The sequence below is a fragment of the Caballeronia sp. Sq4a genome (assembly GCF_023170545.1).
GTDB lineage: Bacteria > Pseudomonadota > Gammaproteobacteria > Burkholderiales > Burkholderiaceae > Caballeronia.
In genome coordinates, this window is sequence record NZ_CP084250.1 from 1717327 (window position 1) to 1734109 (window position 16783).

The window sequence follows — 16783 nt, forward strand, 5'->3', positions numbered from 1 at the left end:
AAGAGGAACCGATATGACCGAATTCGAAGTTCAGGGCATGAGTTGCCAGCATTGCGTCGCTGCCGTCACGCGTTCGATTCAGGAGATCGACCCAGAGGCGCAGGTTCGCGTCGATCTGGAACGCGGTACGGTCGCGGTCGAATCGACGCAGACGGAACAGGCGCTGAAGGACGCGATCGACGATGCCGGCTATACCGTCGTAGGCGCAGCTTCCGCATGACAGGCGGCAAGGGGTTCACTGTCGCGCTGATCGGCGCCTCCGGTCTTCTGGGGCGCGCGGTATCGGACGAACTCGCCGGCGCGGTGCCGTGGCGCGTCGTGCGTACCGCGCATCGGCGCGCGAGTGCGGACAGCGTGCCGCTCGATATTCGCGATCACGACGCCGTGCGCGCATTCCTGCGCCGGGAGAAGCCGGATGCCGTCGTGATCGCCGCAGCGGAGCGTCGGCCGGATGTGTGCGAGAACGACCCGCAACTCGCCCGCGCGCTCAACGTGGACGCGGTGCGCGTCATCGCTAGCGAAGCCAGGGCGCTCGGCGCGTGGGTCTTGTCGATTTCGACGGACTATGTTTTCGACGGCACGTCGGCGCCCTACTTTCCCGACGACGCGCCCGCGCCGCTGAACGCCTACGGTCACAGCAAGCTCGACGGCGAGCGAGCGCTGCTGGAAGCCGATCCGCAATCGTGCGTGCTGCGTCTGCCGCTGCTTTACGGACCGGTCGTCGACTGGAGCGAATCGGCGGTGACGAGCCTGACGCCCGCGATCGTCGCCTCCGCCGATCCGGCAAAAGCGCCGGCTTTGATGGATGCATGGGCGACGCGTTACCCGACCTACACACCGGACGTCGCAGTGGTGATCCGGGGCATGCTCGAACATCACGCTCGCGGCGCGACGATTTCCGGCATCACGCAATGGTCCGGCGACGAACCGATGACGAAGTTCGATATCGCCGAGCGCATCGCGCGCGTGCTGAAGGTGGACGCGAAGCTCGTCGCGCAACGCGAGCCGACCGACGCGACGCCGCGCCCGCGCGATTGCCATCTGGATTCCGGCCGCCTCGAGGCGCTCGGCATCGGGCAGTGCACGCCGTTCGATACGGCGATCGAACGGCTGCTCGCGAACTATCCGGCGCTGCCGTCGTCGTGATTCAGTGAAAGTCGCGGCTCGACGCGGCAAGGCGCCCGAGCAGCGCCGTGTGGTCTTCGAGCCGTTGCGCGACCAGATGCCGCACGTCGCCCTCGTTCTGCCACACGCCATGCACGCCGAGGAGCGACGCGCCGAGCAGCACCTTGCGCTGCTTCTCGACGAGCCCCGGCCACACGATCACGTTGATCGCACCGGTTTCGTCCTCGATCGAGACGAAGATCGTGCCGTTCGCCGTGCCCGGCCGTTGCCGCACCGTCACGATGCCGCACGCCCGCACGACGCGCCCGGTCTTGAGATCCGCGAGATCAGCGGCCGTCCGGAAACGCAGGCGAGCCAGCCGCGCGCGCAACAGCGCGAGCGGATGACGATTGAGCGTGAGCCCGAGACTCGCGTAGTCATCGACGATTTCGCGGCCCTCCGATGCCTGCGGCAACGCGAGCGGCGCCTCGGGCATCGGCGCGTCGCGCAGCAATTCCGGCGCGCGCTGCTGCGCGGTCACCGCCCACCACGCCTGACGCCGGTGCCCTGCGATGCTCGCGAGCGCGTTGCCCGCTGCGAGCGCCTCCAGTTCGCGGCGCGACAAGGCGGCGCGGCGCGTGAGATCGTCGACATCGACGAAAGGCGCCTCGGCGCGCGCGATCATGATCCGCTCGGCCGCGGCTTGCGGCAGACCTTTGATGAGTTGCAGGCCGATGCGCACGCCCGGCCCACCCGCGCCGTATCGCTGCGCCGGCAACTGGACACGCGCGGCGAGCTTGCGCGCGCCGCGCCGCATGGTCCTGCGAAAGATCTGATGCGGCAACGGCGCGCCGTAAAACTGCTGTCGCCGCTGTTCCTTGCCGGCATCGAAGACGACGCGCTCGCCCTTGCCCGGCGACAATTCGAGCACCGATTCCCAGTCGCTCAGCGAAACATCCGGCGCGAACACGTCCACGCCGTGCCGCCGCGCATCCTGCACGAGTTGCGACGGTGAATAAAAGCCGAGCGGCTGGCTATTCAGGAGACCGGCCAGAAACGCGGCGGGCTCGTAACGCTTGATCCACGCGCTGAAATAGACGAGCAGCGCGAAACTCGCCGAATGGCTTTCCGGAAACCCGTATTCGCCGAAGCCCTCGATCTGCTTGCACACGCGCGCCGCGAACTCGTGCTCATAGCCGCGCGCGAGCATCTTCTTCATGAGATCGGCTTGATACTCCTCCAGATGGCTGCCGCGTCGCCAGGCGGCCATCGCGCGGCGCAGCTGATCGGCCTGCTCGGCCGTATAGCCTGCCGCGACCATCGCGAGCTTCATCACCTGTTCCTGAAAAATCGGCACGCCGAGCGTACGGCCGAGCACGGGCCGCAGTTCATCCTTCGGATAATCCTCTTCCTCCAGGCCCTGCTTGCGCCGCAGATACGGATGCACCATGCCGCCCTGAATCGGGCCGGGACGCACGATCGCCACTTCGATCACGAGGTCGTAATACTTTTGCGGCCGCAAGCGCGGCAACATGCTTTGCTGCGCCCGCGACTCGATCTGGAATACGCCGATGGTGTCCGCGCGGCAACACATCTCGTAGACGGCTTTGTCCTCGCGGCGAATGTGCGACAGGCCGAATTGCGGGATGCCCCGCCGCAGCGCGACGAATTCGAGCGCGCGGCGGATCGCCGACAACATGCCGAGCGCGAGCACGTCCACTTTCAGGAGCTTGAGCTGGTCGATGTCGTCCTTGTCCCACTGGATCACGCAGCGGTCTTTCATCGCGGCGTTTTCGATGGGCACGAGTCGCGACAGCCGTTCCCGCGCGATCACGAAGCCGCCGACGTGCTGCGACAAGTGGCGCGGAAAGCCGCGTAGTTCGCGCGTCAGGCGAATGAGATGCCGCGTGATGTGCGAGTCTTCGCTGAAGCCCGCTTCCCGCAGATAGCCGGCCACCGCCGACGGTCCGTCCCACCACTGCTGCGCCTTGCCGATGCGCTCGATCAGCGAGGCATCCAGTCCGAGCGCGCGGCCCACGTCCTTCAGCGCGCTGCGCGTGTGATACGTCGTGACCGACGCCGCCAGAGACGCCCGATGCCGCCCGTATTTCCGGTAAATGTACTGAATGACTTCCTCGCGCCGCTGGTGCTCGAAATCGACGTCGATATCGGGCGGCTCGTTGCGCGCCTGGGAAATGAATCGCTCGACCAGCAGGCCCATTCTGACCGGATCGAGTTCGGTGATGAAAAGACAGAAGCAGATGATCGAATTCGCCGCCGAGCCGCGCCCCTGACACAGAATGCCCTTGCTGCGCGCAAAGGCGACGATGTCGTAGACCGTCAGGAAGTATTTCTCGTAGCCCAGCGTGGCGACGAGCGCCAGTTCCTTGTCGATGAGACCGATGGTGTCGGCATCGAACCCGTTCGGCCAGCGCACCTTCGCGCCCGCCATCACGCGTTTGCGCAGATAGCTCGCGGGCGTTTCGCCCGGCGGCACGAGTTCCTCGGGATACTCGTACTGAAGCTCGTCGAGACGGAACGTGCAGCGGGCCGCCACTTTCAGCGTTTCCGCGATCGCCGCCTTTGGATAAAGCGCGCCGATGCGCAGGCGCGTGCGCAAATGCCGCTCCGCGTTTGCTTCGAGCGCATAGCCGCACTCGGCAAGCGGACGGCCGAGGCGAACGGCAGTCAGCGTGTCCTGCAAGGGCTTGCGCGAGCGCGCGTGCATCAGCGCGCCGCTTGCCGCGACGAGCGGCAGGCCGCTCGCCTCCGAAATGACGCGGCACGAAGCGAGGCGCTCGTCGTCGCTGCCGTCCTGCCAGAGTTCCAGCGCAAGCCACGCGCGGCCCGCCGCGAAGCTGGCGAGCCAGTGCGCGCGTTCGAGCGTGTCGGCGAGCGTCGCCGCGCGCTGCGGCACGAGAATCAGCAGGCAGTCGGGCAAATGCGTCAGATGCGCGATATCGCCGCGCAGATCGGCGGCATCCGTGGCATTGGACGACGCGGCCGGATCGGTGAAATCTTCCGGCCCCAGCCGATACTGGCCCTTCGGCGAACGCGAGCGCGCAAGCGAAATCAGCTCGGACAGATTGCCGTAGCCTTCGCGGTTCGTCGCCAGCGCGATGAGCGTGCAGAACGGTTGGCCATCGGCATCGGTCAGATTCAATTCGCTGCCGATGATTAGCTTGAGTGTCGATTGGTCGGGCAACGGCTGGCCGGCGAGCCGCGCGGCTTCGACCGCGGCTTTGACTTTGGCCTCGATGTCTTTGATCGCCGCGTGCGCGCGCACGACGCCCGCGAGCGAGCATTCGTCCGTGATCGCGAGCGCGGTATAGCCGTGCTCGAGCGCCGCGGCGGCCAGTTCCTGCGGATGCGACGCGCCACGCAAAAACGAGAAATTGCTGATGCAATGCAGTTCGGCGTATCCGGGCAGGAGCGTGGACGCGGACACGGCGCCGGAAAAGTCTCCGCCGTCGTCGGCCAGACCGATGATGTCGTTGAGATCGTCCATCGGCGTCATCCAAAGAATCCGTGCAGGAACCACGCGCCGCTCAGACGCTCGCGATACAGCCAGAACATGCGGCCGCGATCGTCGGAGGCGACGTAGTAATCGCGCTGGACGCCGTTGCCGTCCCACCAGCCCGCTTCGATGCGCTCGGTTCGGCTGATCAGCTTCAGCGGACGGCGATAGAACGGCCGCTCGTTGCGCAGTTGCAGCTTTTGCGGCGTTTCGAGGATCCACGAGGGGCGCGGCTGCGAAGGCACGGCGCGATCGGGTAGTTGCAGCGGCTCGTCGGTGTCGGTGTCGGTCTCTGGCTGGTCTTCCTGCGCTTCTTCGGGTGTTTCGTCGGATGCGCTCTCGACATGCTTCGGCTTCTTTGCGCGCTTGGGCTTGCTATCGCGCACTGCCTGATAGGGCTCGACCGTCATCGCCGCCTCAGGCCGATGATCCTCCCGCGCAACCAGTTGCACGACGTTCTCCGCGCCCAGGCGCGCGCTCAGACGTTCGAGCAGCTGCGCCATCGATTCGTTATCGGAAGTCGGCATCGGAAACAGCGTGTCGGACGGCGGCGCGTGCTCGCTGACTTTGTCGGCGAACAGCTTCATTTCGATGACTGGAGCGATGAGCGTCGTCTGATTCAGCTTTTCGCGCAGCAGCCAAAGGACGTGATCGGCGTCGCGCGTCGGCACGGCCCACGCGACCTTAAGCGTCGATGTTTTCGGCGCGTGGCGCGCGGCCAGTTCGTGCTCCAGCAGCAGCGAGAACTCGCTCACCGCGGCGTGATGCGCGCTCAGCCAGCCGGCCAGTTGCAGCACGAGCCGGCGCGCGGCGAACAGCAGCGCCTCGGCGCTTTCCACGCGTGCCTGCAATTCCAGCCGCGCCTCGAACGATGCCGGCGCGCAAAACGCCTCGCGCGGATCGGGCGCCTGCCCGTAAGCCTGCGCGAGCCATTGCAGAATGCCCTGCCCGAACCGCCGCGCGACGCCCTTGCGCGGCAGGCGGCGTAAATCGGCGAGCGTCGAGCAGCCGATCTGTTCGAACACGTTCCCATGCGATTCCGCCGACGGAACGAGCGACACCGGCAACGCGTCGAGCACGCGCACGAGCGTCGTCTCCTTCACAATACGCACGCGACGCGTCACGCGGCGAGTGCGCGCATGCGCGAGCAGCCACGCGCCCCACGCGGTCGGCGCACAGCCCATTCGCGACGTGAAGCCACATCCTTTCACCGTCGACGACGCCTTGGCGATCAGCGCCCGCAAGCCGCCGAAAAGCCGCGTGCTCGCACCGACTTCCAGCAGCACCGTATTCGCATGCGCGAGCACGACTTTCGGCGTGAACGCGAGCAACGCCAGCGCAACCGCTTCGAGCGCGCGCTGCTCCGCGTTGACATCGACCGCGAGCAGCGTCAGCCGCGGCGCCAGCGCGAACGCGTGAGAGCGCGTGCTGCCGGGCCTCACTCCCAGCCGAAACGCGATGAGGTCGGGCAGCAGGATGCGCGCGTGATCGGCGAGCGCGAAACACGGCTGATCGACGTCCTGCGCGGCGGGCGTGTCGGCGCGGTCATTCGGCGTCGGCCTCGCTCCAGGCGAAATCGAACCGGCCAATGCGCATGGCATCGATGGCGGCTTGACTGCTTCGAGCGATAAAAGCGGCAATGTCACCGCTATCCACAACATGTTTGACCTCTCGTGCTTTCCTTTGCTGGCTGGCGCGGCGCAGATGCTCGGGCAACGCGGGCAACTGCAGCGGCAAGCGCAAATGCAACGGCTTTTCCAGCAACGGACCGCGTCGCTTGATGATGCTGATCTCCAGCATGACGACCTGCATCCATTCGCGACGATTCATCGTTGGTGCGGTTGCGGGCAGCATCGGTTTGCAGACCATTCGCAGCGGCGCCGCCGATGACTGCTTCGCGGCATTCAATGGACGAAACAGGAACGCCAGCGATTGCGACTCCTGCGCTGCGACCTGCAATCGCCGCAAGGCTTCGGGGCGCGCTTTGGGGAGCCAGATCAACACAGCGCCGATGCCCTCCTGCTTGAGCGACTGCTCCGCGGCCCACAGCACCTGATCGTCGGGCGCTTTGACCCAGACGAGCTTATTCGGCGCGATGTTCATTGCCCGAAACGCAGCGTGATTGGGCATCCAGGGTGGCGCGATGAAGACGACGGAGCGGCTTTGAACCGTCGTCAAGTCCCGCAACGTGCGCGCGAGCAGCCGGATCTCACCGACGCCGCTTTCTTCGATCAGCACTTCGGTCACGGTGCCCGGCTGCCAGCCTGCGCCTGGCAACGCCAGATCCAGCATTCGATAGCCGCTCGGAACGACGCCTGAATGCGAGGTGGTGAACTGCTCGCCTTGCCATAGCTGCTGCTGCAGGCGCGACGTCAGTCCGATGTCCAGTAATGAAAGTGCGGCACCCATGGATTCCCGTCTGCCGTATGCAGAGTCCGCTATGCGTGAACGCGATGCGGCCTCCGGTTAGTACTGTACATTTATACAGTATTTCGGGGCGTACTGGGGAATGAGCGGAGAGATCCGAGGAGGTGAGACGGGGCGCGGCTGAAGAGTGGATTTGTGAGCCCAAACGCAAAAACCCCACCTTTGTGGGGTGGGGTTTTTGTTTGGCAAGGGGAGCCTGACGATTACCTACTTTCACACGGGCAATCCGCACTATCATCGGCGTGGAGTCGTTTCACGGTCCTGTTCGGGATGGGAAGGGGTGGGACCGACTCGCTATGGTCATCAGGCTTTAAGGGGATGTTGTATCGCGTTGTGGCGCTACAACCAATCGGGGAAGAAGTAGTGTGAATTCGGGTGGCGATTGTGGCACACGCTGTGACTCGACCAGTGGCGCCCTCTTCGAGGGTGGGGTCCAACTAAGCGCTGAAGCGCTAACTTTGACCGACAAAACACACTGGTTATAGGATCAAGCCTTACGGGCAATTAGTATCAGTTAGCTCAATGCATTACTGCACTTACACACCTGACCTATCAACGTCCTGGTCTGGAACGACCCTTCAAGGGGCTCGAAGCCCCGGGGATATCTCATCTTAAGGCGAGTTTCCCGCTTAGATGCTTTCAGCGGTTATCTCTTCCGAACATAGCTACCCGGCGATGCCACTGGCGTGACAACCGGTACACCAGAGGTTCGTCCACTCCGGTCCTCTCGTACTAGGAGCAGCCCCCTTCAAATATCCAACGCCCACGGCAGATAGGGACCAAACTGTCTCACGACGTTTTAAACCCAGCTCACGTACCTCTTTAAATGGCGAACAGCCATACCCTTGGGACCGGCTACAGCCCCAGGATGAGATGAGCCGACATCGAGGTGCCAAACACCGCCGTCGATATGAACTCTTGGGCGGTATCAGCCTGTTATCCCCAGAGTACCTTTTATCCGTTGAGCGATGGCCCTTCCATACAGAACCACCGGATCACTATGACCTGCTTTCGCACCTGCTCGACTTGTCGGTCTCGCAGTTAAGCACGCTTATGCCATTGCACTATCAGCACGATTTCCGACCGTACCTAGCGTACCTTCGTACTCCTCCGTTACGCTTTGGGAGGAGACCGCCCCAGTCAAACTGCCTACCATGCACTGTCCCCGATCCGGATCACGGACCAAGGTTAGAACCTCAAACAAACCAGGGTGGTATTTCAAGGACGGCTCCACCGAAACTGGCGTTCCGGTTTCATAGCCTCCCACCTATCCTACACAGATCGGTTCAAAGTCCAATGCAAAGCTACAGTAAAGGTTCATGGGGTCTTTCCGTCTAGCCGCGGGGAGATTGCATCATCACAAACACTTCAACTTCGCTGAGTCTCGGGAGGAGACAGTGTGGCCATCGTTACGCCATTCGTGCAGGTCGGAACTTACCCGACAAGGAATTTCGCTACCTTAGGACCGTTATAGTTACGGCCGCCGTTTACCGGGACTTCAATCAAGAGCTTGCACCCCATCATTTAATCTTCCGGCACCGGGCAGGCGTCACACCCTATACGTCCACTTTCGTGTTTGCAGAGTGCTGTGTTTTTATTAAACAGTCGCAGCCACCAGTTTATTGCAACCCTTTCACCCTCCTGGCGCAGGCCAGTCAAGCTACCAGGGCGTACCTTATCCCGAAGTTACGGTACCAATTTGCCGAGTTCCTTCTCCCGAGTTCTCTCAAGCGCCTTAGAATACTCATCTCGCCCACCTGTGTCGGTTTGCGGTACGGTCATCGTTAGACTGAAGCTTAGAGGCTTTTCTTGGAACCACTTCCAATTGCTTCGTGACCGAAGTCACTCGCGCCACACCCTTGAATTACGTGCCCGGATTTGCCTAAGCACCTTCTCCAATGCAGCGACCGGGACGTCCAACACCCGGACAACCTTCCGCGATCCGTCCCCCCATCGCATCTAACAATGGTGCAGGAATATTGACCTGCTTCCCATCAGCTACGCATTTCTGCCTCGCCTTAGGGGCCGACTCACCCTACGCCGATGAACGTTGCGTAGGAAACCTTGGGCTTACGGCGAGGGGGCTTTTCACCCCCTTTATCGCTACTCATGTCAGCATTCGCACTTCCGATACCTCCAGCACGCTTTTCAACGCACCTTCGCAGGCTTACGGAACGCTCTCCTACCATGCGAGTAAAACTCGCATCCGCAGCTTCGGTGACTGGCTTGAGCCCCGTTACATCTTCCGCGCAGGACGACTCGATCAGTGAGCTATTACGCTTTCTTTAAAGGGTGGCTGCTTCTAAGCCAACCTCCTGACTGTTTTAGCCTTCCCACTTCGTTTCCCACTTAGCCAATCTTTGGGACCTTAGCTGGCGGTCTGGGTTGTTTCCCTCTTGACACCGGACGTTAGCACCCGATGTCTGTCTCCCGTGATTGCACTCTTCGGTATTCGGAGTTTGCTATGGCGTAGTAATCCGCAATGGACCCCACAACCATGACAGTGCTCTACCCCCGAAGGTGATACACGAGGCACTACCTAAATAGTTTTCGGAGAGAACCAGCTATTTCCAAGTTTGTTTAGCCTTTCACCCCTATCCACAGCTCATCCCCTAACTTTTCAACGTTAGTGGGTTCGGTCCTCCAGTACGTGTTACCGCACCTTCAACCTGGCCATGGATAGATCACTTGGTTTCGGGTCTACGCCCAGCAACTGATCGCCCTATTCGGACTCGCTTTCGCTACGCCTGCCTTAATCAGTTAAGCTCGCTACTGAACGTAAGTCGCTGACCCATTATACAAAAGGTACGCCGTCACCCGTTTCCAGGCTCCGACTGTTTGTATGCATGCGGTTTCAGGATCTATTTCACTCCCCTCCCGGGGTTCTTTTCGCCTTTCCCTCACGGTACTGGTTCACTATCGGTCGATCACGAGTATTTAGCCTTGGAGGATGGTCCCCCCATCTTCAGACAGGATTTCACGTGTCCCGCCCTACTTGTCGTACCCCTAGTTCTTTCATACTGTTTTCGCTTACAGGGCTATCACCTGCTATGGCCGCACTTTCCAGAGCGTTCAGCTAACAATACAAATAAAGAGTACAGGCTCTTCCCATTTCGCTCGCCACTACTTTGGGAATCTCGGTTGATTTCTTTTCCTGCGGTTACTTAGATGTTTCAGTTCACCGCGTTCGCTTCACATAGCCTATGTATTCAGCTATGGATACTCCATACGGAGTGGGTTTCCCCATTCGGACATCTTCGGATCAATGCTCGTTTGCCAGCTCCCCGAAGCTTTTCGCAGGCTACCGCGTCCTTCATCGCCTGTGATCGCCAAGGCATCCACCACATGCACTTGTTCGCTTGACCCTATAACGAGTGTGTCTCATTGCTGCTTCAGACTCACACGCTACAGGCTGAGTATTCGCGTTGTGCCGTATTCCAATTCATCTGTTTCGATCGCTTGAGATACATCGATACAATCACTACCCTGACTACCCTACTCGCACCCATCTCTAAGTGCTTTCAGATAATCTCTTTACTACTTCTTCCTGATTGTTAAAGAACGTTTAGCCGATAGGTGTCTTGCAATACCCACAGCATCAACTGGCTAGCAATCGCCAATGCGCAACGCTCAAGTAACTGAACGCTGTGCATTGAAGATTGGTGGAGGATGACGGGATCGAACCGACGACCCCCTGCTTGCAAAGCAGGTGCTCTCCCAGCTGAGCTAATCCCCCCGTGTCGCGGATCTGATGCCTCGACCGTTGGTGGGTCTGGTTGGATTCGAACCAACGACCCCCGCCTTATCAAGACGGTGCTCTAACCGACTGAGCTACAGACCCTTAGCCTGTTTCTAAACCACAGCCGATAAGCGTGAGCGCTCAATGCTTCGTGCATCAAGCTCGAGAAAGGAGGTGATCCAGCCGCACCTTCCGATACGGCTACCTTGTTACGACTTCACCCCAGTCATGAATCCTACCGTGGTGACCGTCCTCCTTGCGGTTAGACTAGCCACTTCTGGTAAAACCCACTCCCATGGTGTGACGGGCGGTGTGTACAAGACCCGGGAACGTATTCACCGCGGCATGCTGATCCGCGATTACTAGCGATTCCAGCTTCACGCAGTCGAGTTGCAGACTGCGATCCGGACTACGATCGGTTTTCTGGGATTGGCTCCACCTCGCGGCTTGGCAACCCTCTGTTCCGACCATTGTATGACGTGTGAAGCCCTACCCATAAGGGCCATGAGGACTTGACGTCATCCCCACCTTCCTCCGGTTTGTCACCGGCAGTCTCCTTAGAGTGCTCTTGCGTAGCAACTAAGGACAAGGGTTGCGCTCGTTGCGGGACTTAACCCAACATCTCACGACACGAGCTGACGACAGCCATGCAGCACCTGTGCGCCGGTTCTCTTTCGAGCACGTCCACCTCTCAGCAGACTTCCGACCATGTCAAGGGTAGGTAAGGTTTTTCGCGTTGCATCGAATTAATCCACATCATCCACCGCTTGTGCGGGTCCCCGTCAATTCCTTTGAGTTTTAATCTTGCGACCGTACTCCCCAGGCGGTCAACTTCACGCGTTAGCTACGTTACTAAGGAAATGAATCCCCAACAACTAGTTGACATCGTTTAGGGCGTGGACTACCAGGGTATCTAATCCTGTTTGCTCCCCACGCTTTCGTGCATGAGCGTCAGTGTTGGCCCAGGAGGCTGCCTTCGCCATCGGTATTCCTCCACATCTCTACGCATTTCACTGCTACACGTGGAATTCTACCTCCCTCTGCCACACTCAAAGCCTGCCAGTCACCAATGCAGTTCCCAGGTTAAGCCCGGGGATTTCACATCGGTCTTAACAGACCGCCTGCGCACGCTTTACGCCCAGTAATTCCGATTAACGCTCGCACCCTACGTATTACCGCGGCTGCTGGCACGTAGTTAGCCGGTGCTTATTCTTCCGGTACCGTCATCCTCCAGCCATATTAGGGCCGAAGTTTTCTTTCCGGACAAAAGTGCTTTACAACCCGAAGGCCTTCTTCACACACGCGGCATTGCTGGATCAGGGTTGCCCCCATTGTCCAAAATTCCCCACTGCTGCCTCCCGTAGGAGTCTGGGCCGTGTCTCAGTCCCAGTGTGGCTGGTCGTCCTCTCAGACCAGCTACAGATCGTCGCCTTGGTAGGCCTTTACCCCACCAACTAGCTAATCTGCCATCGGCCGCCCCTACAGCGCGAGGTCCAAAGATCCCCCGCTTTCCTCCGTAGATCGTATGCGGTATTAATCCGGCTTTCGCCGGGCTATCCCCCACTACAGGACACGTTCCGATGTATTACTCACCCGTTCGCCACTCGCCGCCAGGCCGAAGCCCGCGCTGCCGTCCGACTTGCATGTGTAAGGCATGCCGCCAGCGTTCAATCTGAGCCAGGATCAAACTCTTCAGTTCAATGCCTGTTACTGTTTTCGGTTGTGTTACCAACCGGTCGCTCACTCAACGTACTGACGATGATTAATCCGTCTTTCGACAGATAAACCTTCCTCTGATACTTCGTGTGAGACTCTTGATACTTTTGCTTGACCCATTCCGAAGAACCGGCTGCACTCACCATCAAGCGCCCACACTTATCGGCTGTTAGTTTTTAAAGAGCAATCCGCCAAGACTTTTCCACCTCGCCGCACCAAGCACTTTGCTTGGCACCGCTTCGTCTTGCGTCGCTGCATCAGCAGCAGAGAAACGAGATTATGTACGTCGTTTCGGTCAGTGTCAACAAGTTTTTGAAGCATTTCACTCGTCAACCGCGCTCAGAACACTTCTCACCTTCCAAGCCCAACCACGACACCACTACTCCCGCTTCCTTCGCGTTCGTTGAATCGCGAAGGAACGGAATTGTAGTGAGTGCCAACGCCAACCGCAAGGGCTCGGCCGAATAATTTGTGATCGCTTGAACGATTGACGTGGCTCCCGCGCGCCTATCGATCGGCCGGCGCGCGCATCCCGTAAAACAGGCGCCCGAACGACTACAATAAAAGGTTCTTCGCCCCAATGAACCTGTATTGATATGCGCACGCGAACTGCTAAACGCCTCCCACCAGACGCGGACAAACTCGTCAGCCTCTCTCTCGCGCTTTTCGCCTCGGGCAGCCGCGTCGAAGATCGCTTCTGGGAAGCCCGCCTCGACACCCTCATCGCCAAACTGGTGCGCAACGGCAACCAAACCACTCTTGATGCTGCGCTGGATCACCTGCAGCAGAATCATCCCGACGCCTACGGCGCGTTGGCCGATATGGCGGAAACGCATAGCGAGTCGTTCAAGATGGATATCGACGGCGTGCCGCACGAGTCTCTCCTGATCGCGGCGCCGGTGCTCGCGTGGACGCGCTACGCGATTCCATCTGGCACGCTCAAGGCCGACGCTGTCGACGCGCTGCGCACGCAGTTGCAGGCGCACGTGCTGGCTGGCGGCGCACGCCTCGCCGTCGCGCCGTATCTGTATAGCATCGACCAGTTGCCGCGGCATCATGTCGACACCGCGCGCCTCGCGCAACAGTTGACGCAGGCGGCGCTCGGCGCTGCCAGCGCGCGCATGAATCTGGCTGACTTGCCGGAGACGTCGCCGATTCTCGCCGATCCGCGCTTTCTGCTCGCCGTCGCCGTTGTCCCGGCGGGCGAAGCATTCTTCCGCTGGCAGGAAGACGAGAACGGCGCGCGCATCGAGCGCAGTCAGTGTCTCGAACAATGGGCGGCTCAGGGCGGCGCCAGCTTCGCGAACATTCTTCCCGGCTGCGAATTCGAATGTTTGTTGCCGGATGCCTATTATTCGGCGTGCCGAGATGCCGACGAGCAAGTACGCCCTCACACCGTGCGCACCGCTGTTCGATATCTCTTCGATACGCTCGGCGCCGCCCCTCAGGAATTGCGCGCGGTCATTGCGGGCTTCGGCGAACGCCGCATCGACGAATATCGCATCGGATTCACCCGGCGCGGCAGCAACGACGTGATCTACGGCGTCGTTTGGCCGCTGTACGGACGCGAGAACGGCGAGGCAGGCCTCGAAGACGAAGCGGAACTGGAAGGCGCTGACGGTCCGGTCGAAGAGATCGTCGAGCTGCTTAGAAAGTCCGGCGTCACCGACGTCCGTCGCCACGCGGGACGCTTCGAGCCGGAGTTCTGCGATGACTGCGGCGTGCCGCTCTACGCCGATCCGCTCGGCGAGATCGTTCACGCCGAGATGCCCGAGGACGCCGAACCCGCGCAGCCGCACTTCCATTGACACGCGTCAATGCTTCGGTAGCCCACAAAGCCCCGCCCTCGCGCGGGGCTTTGTGCTTTTCGCCTATGCCATTCGGATAGGGGGCGCGATCGCAAGAAGTTTGTCAATATCACGTCAACGCCGACATTCGCTGGCGTTCGGTTCCGCCGCGAGTGAGCGTCGGATGTATTGACAAGAGGTTGAGCATGAAAATAATCATCATGGGTTCGGACGCGGAGCGCCGTGCGGGCCTCAAAACACTGCTGCGCCGTGTCGCACGTCAAGCGCAGTTCACCGAAGTCAGAGATTGGCGGCAGGCGGGATCTGCGCTGAAGCGCATCGAGGCCCGCATGATCGTGATCGATTGGGCGGAGAGCATGCGCATGAGCGAGCTCGAAACGCTGCTCGACAACGCGCCCGCCGTTCCCGCCGCGGTCATGGTGGACCGCTCCGGCGCCGCACAGGTCTACATGCTCATGAGCGCGGGCGCAATGGGCGTGATTCCTCGCACGCTCGAACCCATCCTCATTCTGCGCGCGCTCGAAATGGTGCTAATCGGCGGTCACTACGTTCCGCCGGATGTCATCGATCTGGCGCCCATCCGCGATCTGCCGATTCGCCGTCAGCACGCCCTTGCGGCGATGCCGGACAGCGCGCGCGTTCATCCGACGCTTTCGCCGCGCCAGCAACAGATCATGCGCTGCGTGCATATGGGAAGCACGAACAAGATGATCGCGAAGACGCTCGGCATCAGCGAAGGCACCGTCAAGATTCATCTTGCGAGTATCTTCCAGCAACTAGGGGCACCGAACCGAGCGGCGGCAGTCGCCATTTACAACGGCGTGCAGAATTCGTATCTGGAGATTCTGCGCAGCGGCACCGAGCGAGCCGTCCGCGCAACGCCGGGCGAGTCAAACGTGGTCCCGCTGCGCAGGCGGCGCGCGAAATATCCGCCGCTCGAGAACCAGGAAGGCGCTTCGTTGCCCATGGCCGCAGAGCCCGAGGCGTCGTTCTAGCAACAATCGCGGAATCCGAATTCGTTGATTGCGCACACGTTTCAAACGTAACGAGTAATATGCAGGCATGGGGTTCTTCTACACACCGCTACCGCTTTGGCTGACCGTCGGCAGTTGGATTGTCGCCGCGGGGCTGCTTGCACTCGTCCTGGTGCAGCGGCCGTTCAATCGCCTGCAGGACGCCACGCTCCAGCACGTCTGGCTCGGCGTGATCGTCTCGGTAACGGTGCTATGGGCCTGTAACGCTTGGTTCGATGACGGGCCCGTCATCCACCTGCTCGGCGCCACGCTGATGGTCACGCTCTTCGACTGGCGGCTCGCGCTCATCGGCACGGCCGCGAGCACAGGGCTCGCTGCCGTGGTGCTCGATGCCTCTTGGCTCTCGGTCGCAATCACGTATCTTCTCTTCGGTGCCGTGCCGGTCGCGGTATCGACACTCCTGCAGCGTCTGTCCAACGCATGGTTGCCGCGCAACCTGTTCACCTTCATCGCAGGTCACGGGTTCATCGTGTCGGCCGCAGCAGTGGCGGCTGCTTGCGGCACGACCGTGTTGCTCGAAGCAGCGCTTGCCGGCGGTGCGGTGAATGTGCCCGCTGCATTCACACGCGGAGCGCTATTGCTCGGTGCCGGTGAGTCCTTGTTCACCGGACTTCTCACCATTTTGATCACGGTGTATAAGCCGGCGTGGATCACCACGTACGACGTTCGCCGCTATCGCCTGGACCGTGGTCCGCGGGTTTGACGTCGATCTAAAAGCGCATCCGCGCGCGCCGCAGACCACGCCCTCTCGCATGCTCCGCGGTCCGAAACGCGCACAAAGTGCGATAAGATTGAACTCCTTCCCCACACGAGGCATCTTACTTGCCCGTGTCTTCTTAGCGCCAAATTGATGGAAAGTAACTTTGCACCGCGCCGGCTGATGAGGCTCGTCGGCCGGTTCGCGGTATGCGCCGCTCTTCTGTGCGCGACGTCCGCCTTTGCCGATACGCTCGACGAGCGCAATGAACTGGTTCATCACTTCGTGACCGATTTCAACGCCAATCCGCTGGTTGCGGATTGCGCCGCGCATGGCAACTTCATCGCGAGCACGTCGGCGGCCTTCGATCATGTCGAATTCCCCCCTGCTTCATTCGATTCATCGCATTCCACCATCGAACCGTGGAACGACTCGTTCGACGAGAAGAAGCAGCGCATCAAGGTCGATAATGTCGTGACCGTCGAAGGACAAGGCGTCGCGAAAAGCGGCGAGAAAGATCCGACGCCGCTGAAATTCCGTTGTGGCTATGTCGGCAGTCAGATGCTCGCCTTCGGGTGGAACGACCCGGTTCCGCCGCTGCGTCCGCATGCGGAGCCGCGCAGCACGTCCGGCAAGAAAGGCAAGCACGGCGCGAAGACGAAGTCGTCATCGAAGAAAGCGGCGGCAGGTAAAAGCACGAGCAGCGGCAAGAGCGCCAAAAAGGCGTCGAAGAAACACTAG

The 16783-nt window shown here is 60.7% G+C and carries 9 protein-coding genes, 2 tRNA genes and 3 rRNA genes; 6 read left to right on the top strand and 8 right to left on the bottom strand.

The genetic code is table 11. The annotated features are described in order from the left end of the window. Positions 1 to 13 precede the first annotated feature (13 nt). Positions 14 to 220 carry a heavy-metal-associated domain-containing protein gene (locus tag LDZ24_RS08170; RefSeq protein ID WP_175940532.1) on the top strand — a complete coding sequence of 69 codons (207 nt, stop codon included), beginning with the start codon at positions 14 to 16 and terminating at the stop codon, positions 218 to 220. Beyond that, positions 217 to 1146, top strand: a complete 930-nt coding sequence (locus LDZ24_RS08175) for an SDR family oxidoreductase (protein WP_248320015.1) — start codon at positions 217 to 219, stop codon at positions 1144 to 1146. Before LDZ24_RS08170 ends, LDZ24_RS08175 begins: the two co-directional genes overlap by 4 nt. A 1-nt stretch (position 1147) precedes the next feature. On the opposite strand, the gene LDZ24_RS08180 is transcribed toward LDZ24_RS08175, so the two are convergent. The 8 genes from LDZ24_RS08180 to LDZ24_RS08215 form a co-directional block, all read right to left on the bottom strand. Continuing rightward, positions 1148 to 4612 (bottom strand): error-prone DNA polymerase, encoded by a 3465-nt coding sequence (locus LDZ24_RS08180; protein ID WP_248320016.1) that lies wholly within the window; start codon positions 4610 to 4612, stop codon positions 1148 to 1150. A gap of 5 nt (positions 4613 to 4617) precedes the next feature. After that, on the bottom strand, positions 4618 to 6222 hold the full coding sequence (locus LDZ24_RS08185) for a DNA polymerase Y family protein (RefSeq protein ID WP_248320018.1): 1605 nt from the start codon (positions 6220 to 6222) through the stop codon (positions 4618 to 4620). Beyond that, complete coding sequence (imuA, locus tag LDZ24_RS08190) at positions 6167 to 7030, bottom strand: translesion DNA synthesis-associated protein ImuA (RefSeq protein WP_248320020.1); 864 nt, start codon at positions 7028 to 7030, stop codon at positions 6167 to 6169. The genes LDZ24_RS08185 and imuA overlap by 56 nt, the downstream gene beginning before the upstream one ends. Before the next feature lie 212 nt (positions 7031 to 7242). Further along, a 5S ribosomal RNA gene (rrf, locus tag LDZ24_RS08195) occupies positions 7243 to 7356 on the bottom strand. A gap of 175 nt (positions 7357 to 7531) precedes the next feature. Then, positions 7532 to 10413 (bottom strand): 23S ribosomal RNA (locus LDZ24_RS08200). Positions 10414 to 10708: 295 nt separating this feature from the next. Next, positions 10709 to 10784: transfer RNA gene (locus LDZ24_RS08205), tRNA-Ala, on the bottom strand. A 28-nt stretch (positions 10785 to 10812) separates the two neighbouring features. After that, positions 10813 to 10889: transfer RNA gene (locus LDZ24_RS08210), tRNA-Ile, on the bottom strand. A 65-nt stretch (positions 10890 to 10954) separates the two neighbouring features. Then, positions 10955 to 12486: ribosomal RNA gene (locus LDZ24_RS08215) — 16S ribosomal RNA — on the bottom strand. The 16S, 23S and 5S rRNA genes sit together here with 2 tRNA genes alongside, the layout of an rRNA operon. Positions 12487 to 13099: 613 nt before the next feature. Between LDZ24_RS08215 and LDZ24_RS08220 the strand changes: the two genes are divergently transcribed. From LDZ24_RS08220 to LDZ24_RS08235, 4 genes are all read left to right on the top strand, one after another. After that, positions 13100 to 14311, top strand: coding sequence for a DUF2863 family protein (locus LDZ24_RS08220; protein WP_248320021.1), 1212 nt, complete (start codon positions 13100 to 13102; stop codon positions 14309 to 14311). Positions 14312 to 14496: 185 nt separating this feature from the next. Further along, positions 14497 to 15306, top strand: a complete 810-nt coding sequence (locus LDZ24_RS08225) for a response regulator transcription factor (RefSeq protein ID WP_248320022.1) — start codon at positions 14497 to 14499, stop codon at positions 15304 to 15306. A gap of 67 nt (positions 15307 to 15373) precedes the next feature. Next, positions 15374 to 16048, top strand: a complete 675-nt coding sequence (locus LDZ24_RS08230) for a hypothetical protein (protein WP_248320024.1) — start codon at positions 15374 to 15376, stop codon at positions 16046 to 16048. A 147-nt stretch (positions 16049 to 16195) separates the two neighbouring features. Next, on the top strand, positions 16196 to 16783 hold the full coding sequence (locus tag LDZ24_RS08235; RefSeq protein ID WP_248320025.1) for a BspC domain-containing protein: 588 nt from the start codon (positions 16196 to 16198) through the stop codon (positions 16781 to 16783).

Bases quoted from the DNA above. Each gene is read 5' to 3' on its own strand.
- LDZ24_RS08170 (WP_175940532.1), top strand. From the start codon at position 14: ATGACCGAATTCGAAGTTCAGGGCATGAGTTGCCAGCATTGCGTCGCT.
- LDZ24_RS08175 (WP_248320015.1), top strand. From the start codon at position 217: ATGACAGGCGGCAAGGGGTTCACTGTCGCGCTGATCGGCGCCTCCGGT.
- LDZ24_RS08180 (WP_248320016.1), bottom strand. From the start codon at position 4,612: ATGGACGATCTCAACGACATCATCGGTCTGGCCGACGACGGCGGAGAC.
- LDZ24_RS08185 (WP_248320018.1), bottom strand. From the start codon at position 6,222: ATGCCATGCGCATTGGCCGGTTCGATTTCGCCTGGAGCGAGGCCGACG.
- imuA (WP_248320020.1), bottom strand. From the start codon at position 7,030: ATGGGTGCCGCACTTTCATTACTGGACATCGGACTGACGTCGCGCCTG.
- LDZ24_RS08220 (WP_248320021.1), top strand. From the start codon at position 13,100: ATGCGCACGCGAACTGCTAAACGCCTCCCACCAGACGCGGACAAACTC.
- LDZ24_RS08225 (WP_248320022.1), top strand. From the start codon at position 14,497: ATGAAAATAATCATCATGGGTTCGGACGCGGAGCGCCGTGCGGGCCTC.
- LDZ24_RS08230 (WP_248320024.1), top strand. From the start codon at position 15,374: ATGGGGTTCTTCTACACACCGCTACCGCTTTGGCTGACCGTCGGCAGT.
- LDZ24_RS08235 (WP_248320025.1), top strand. From the start codon at position 16,196: ATGGAAAGTAACTTTGCACCGCGCCGGCTGATGAGGCTCGTCGGCCGG.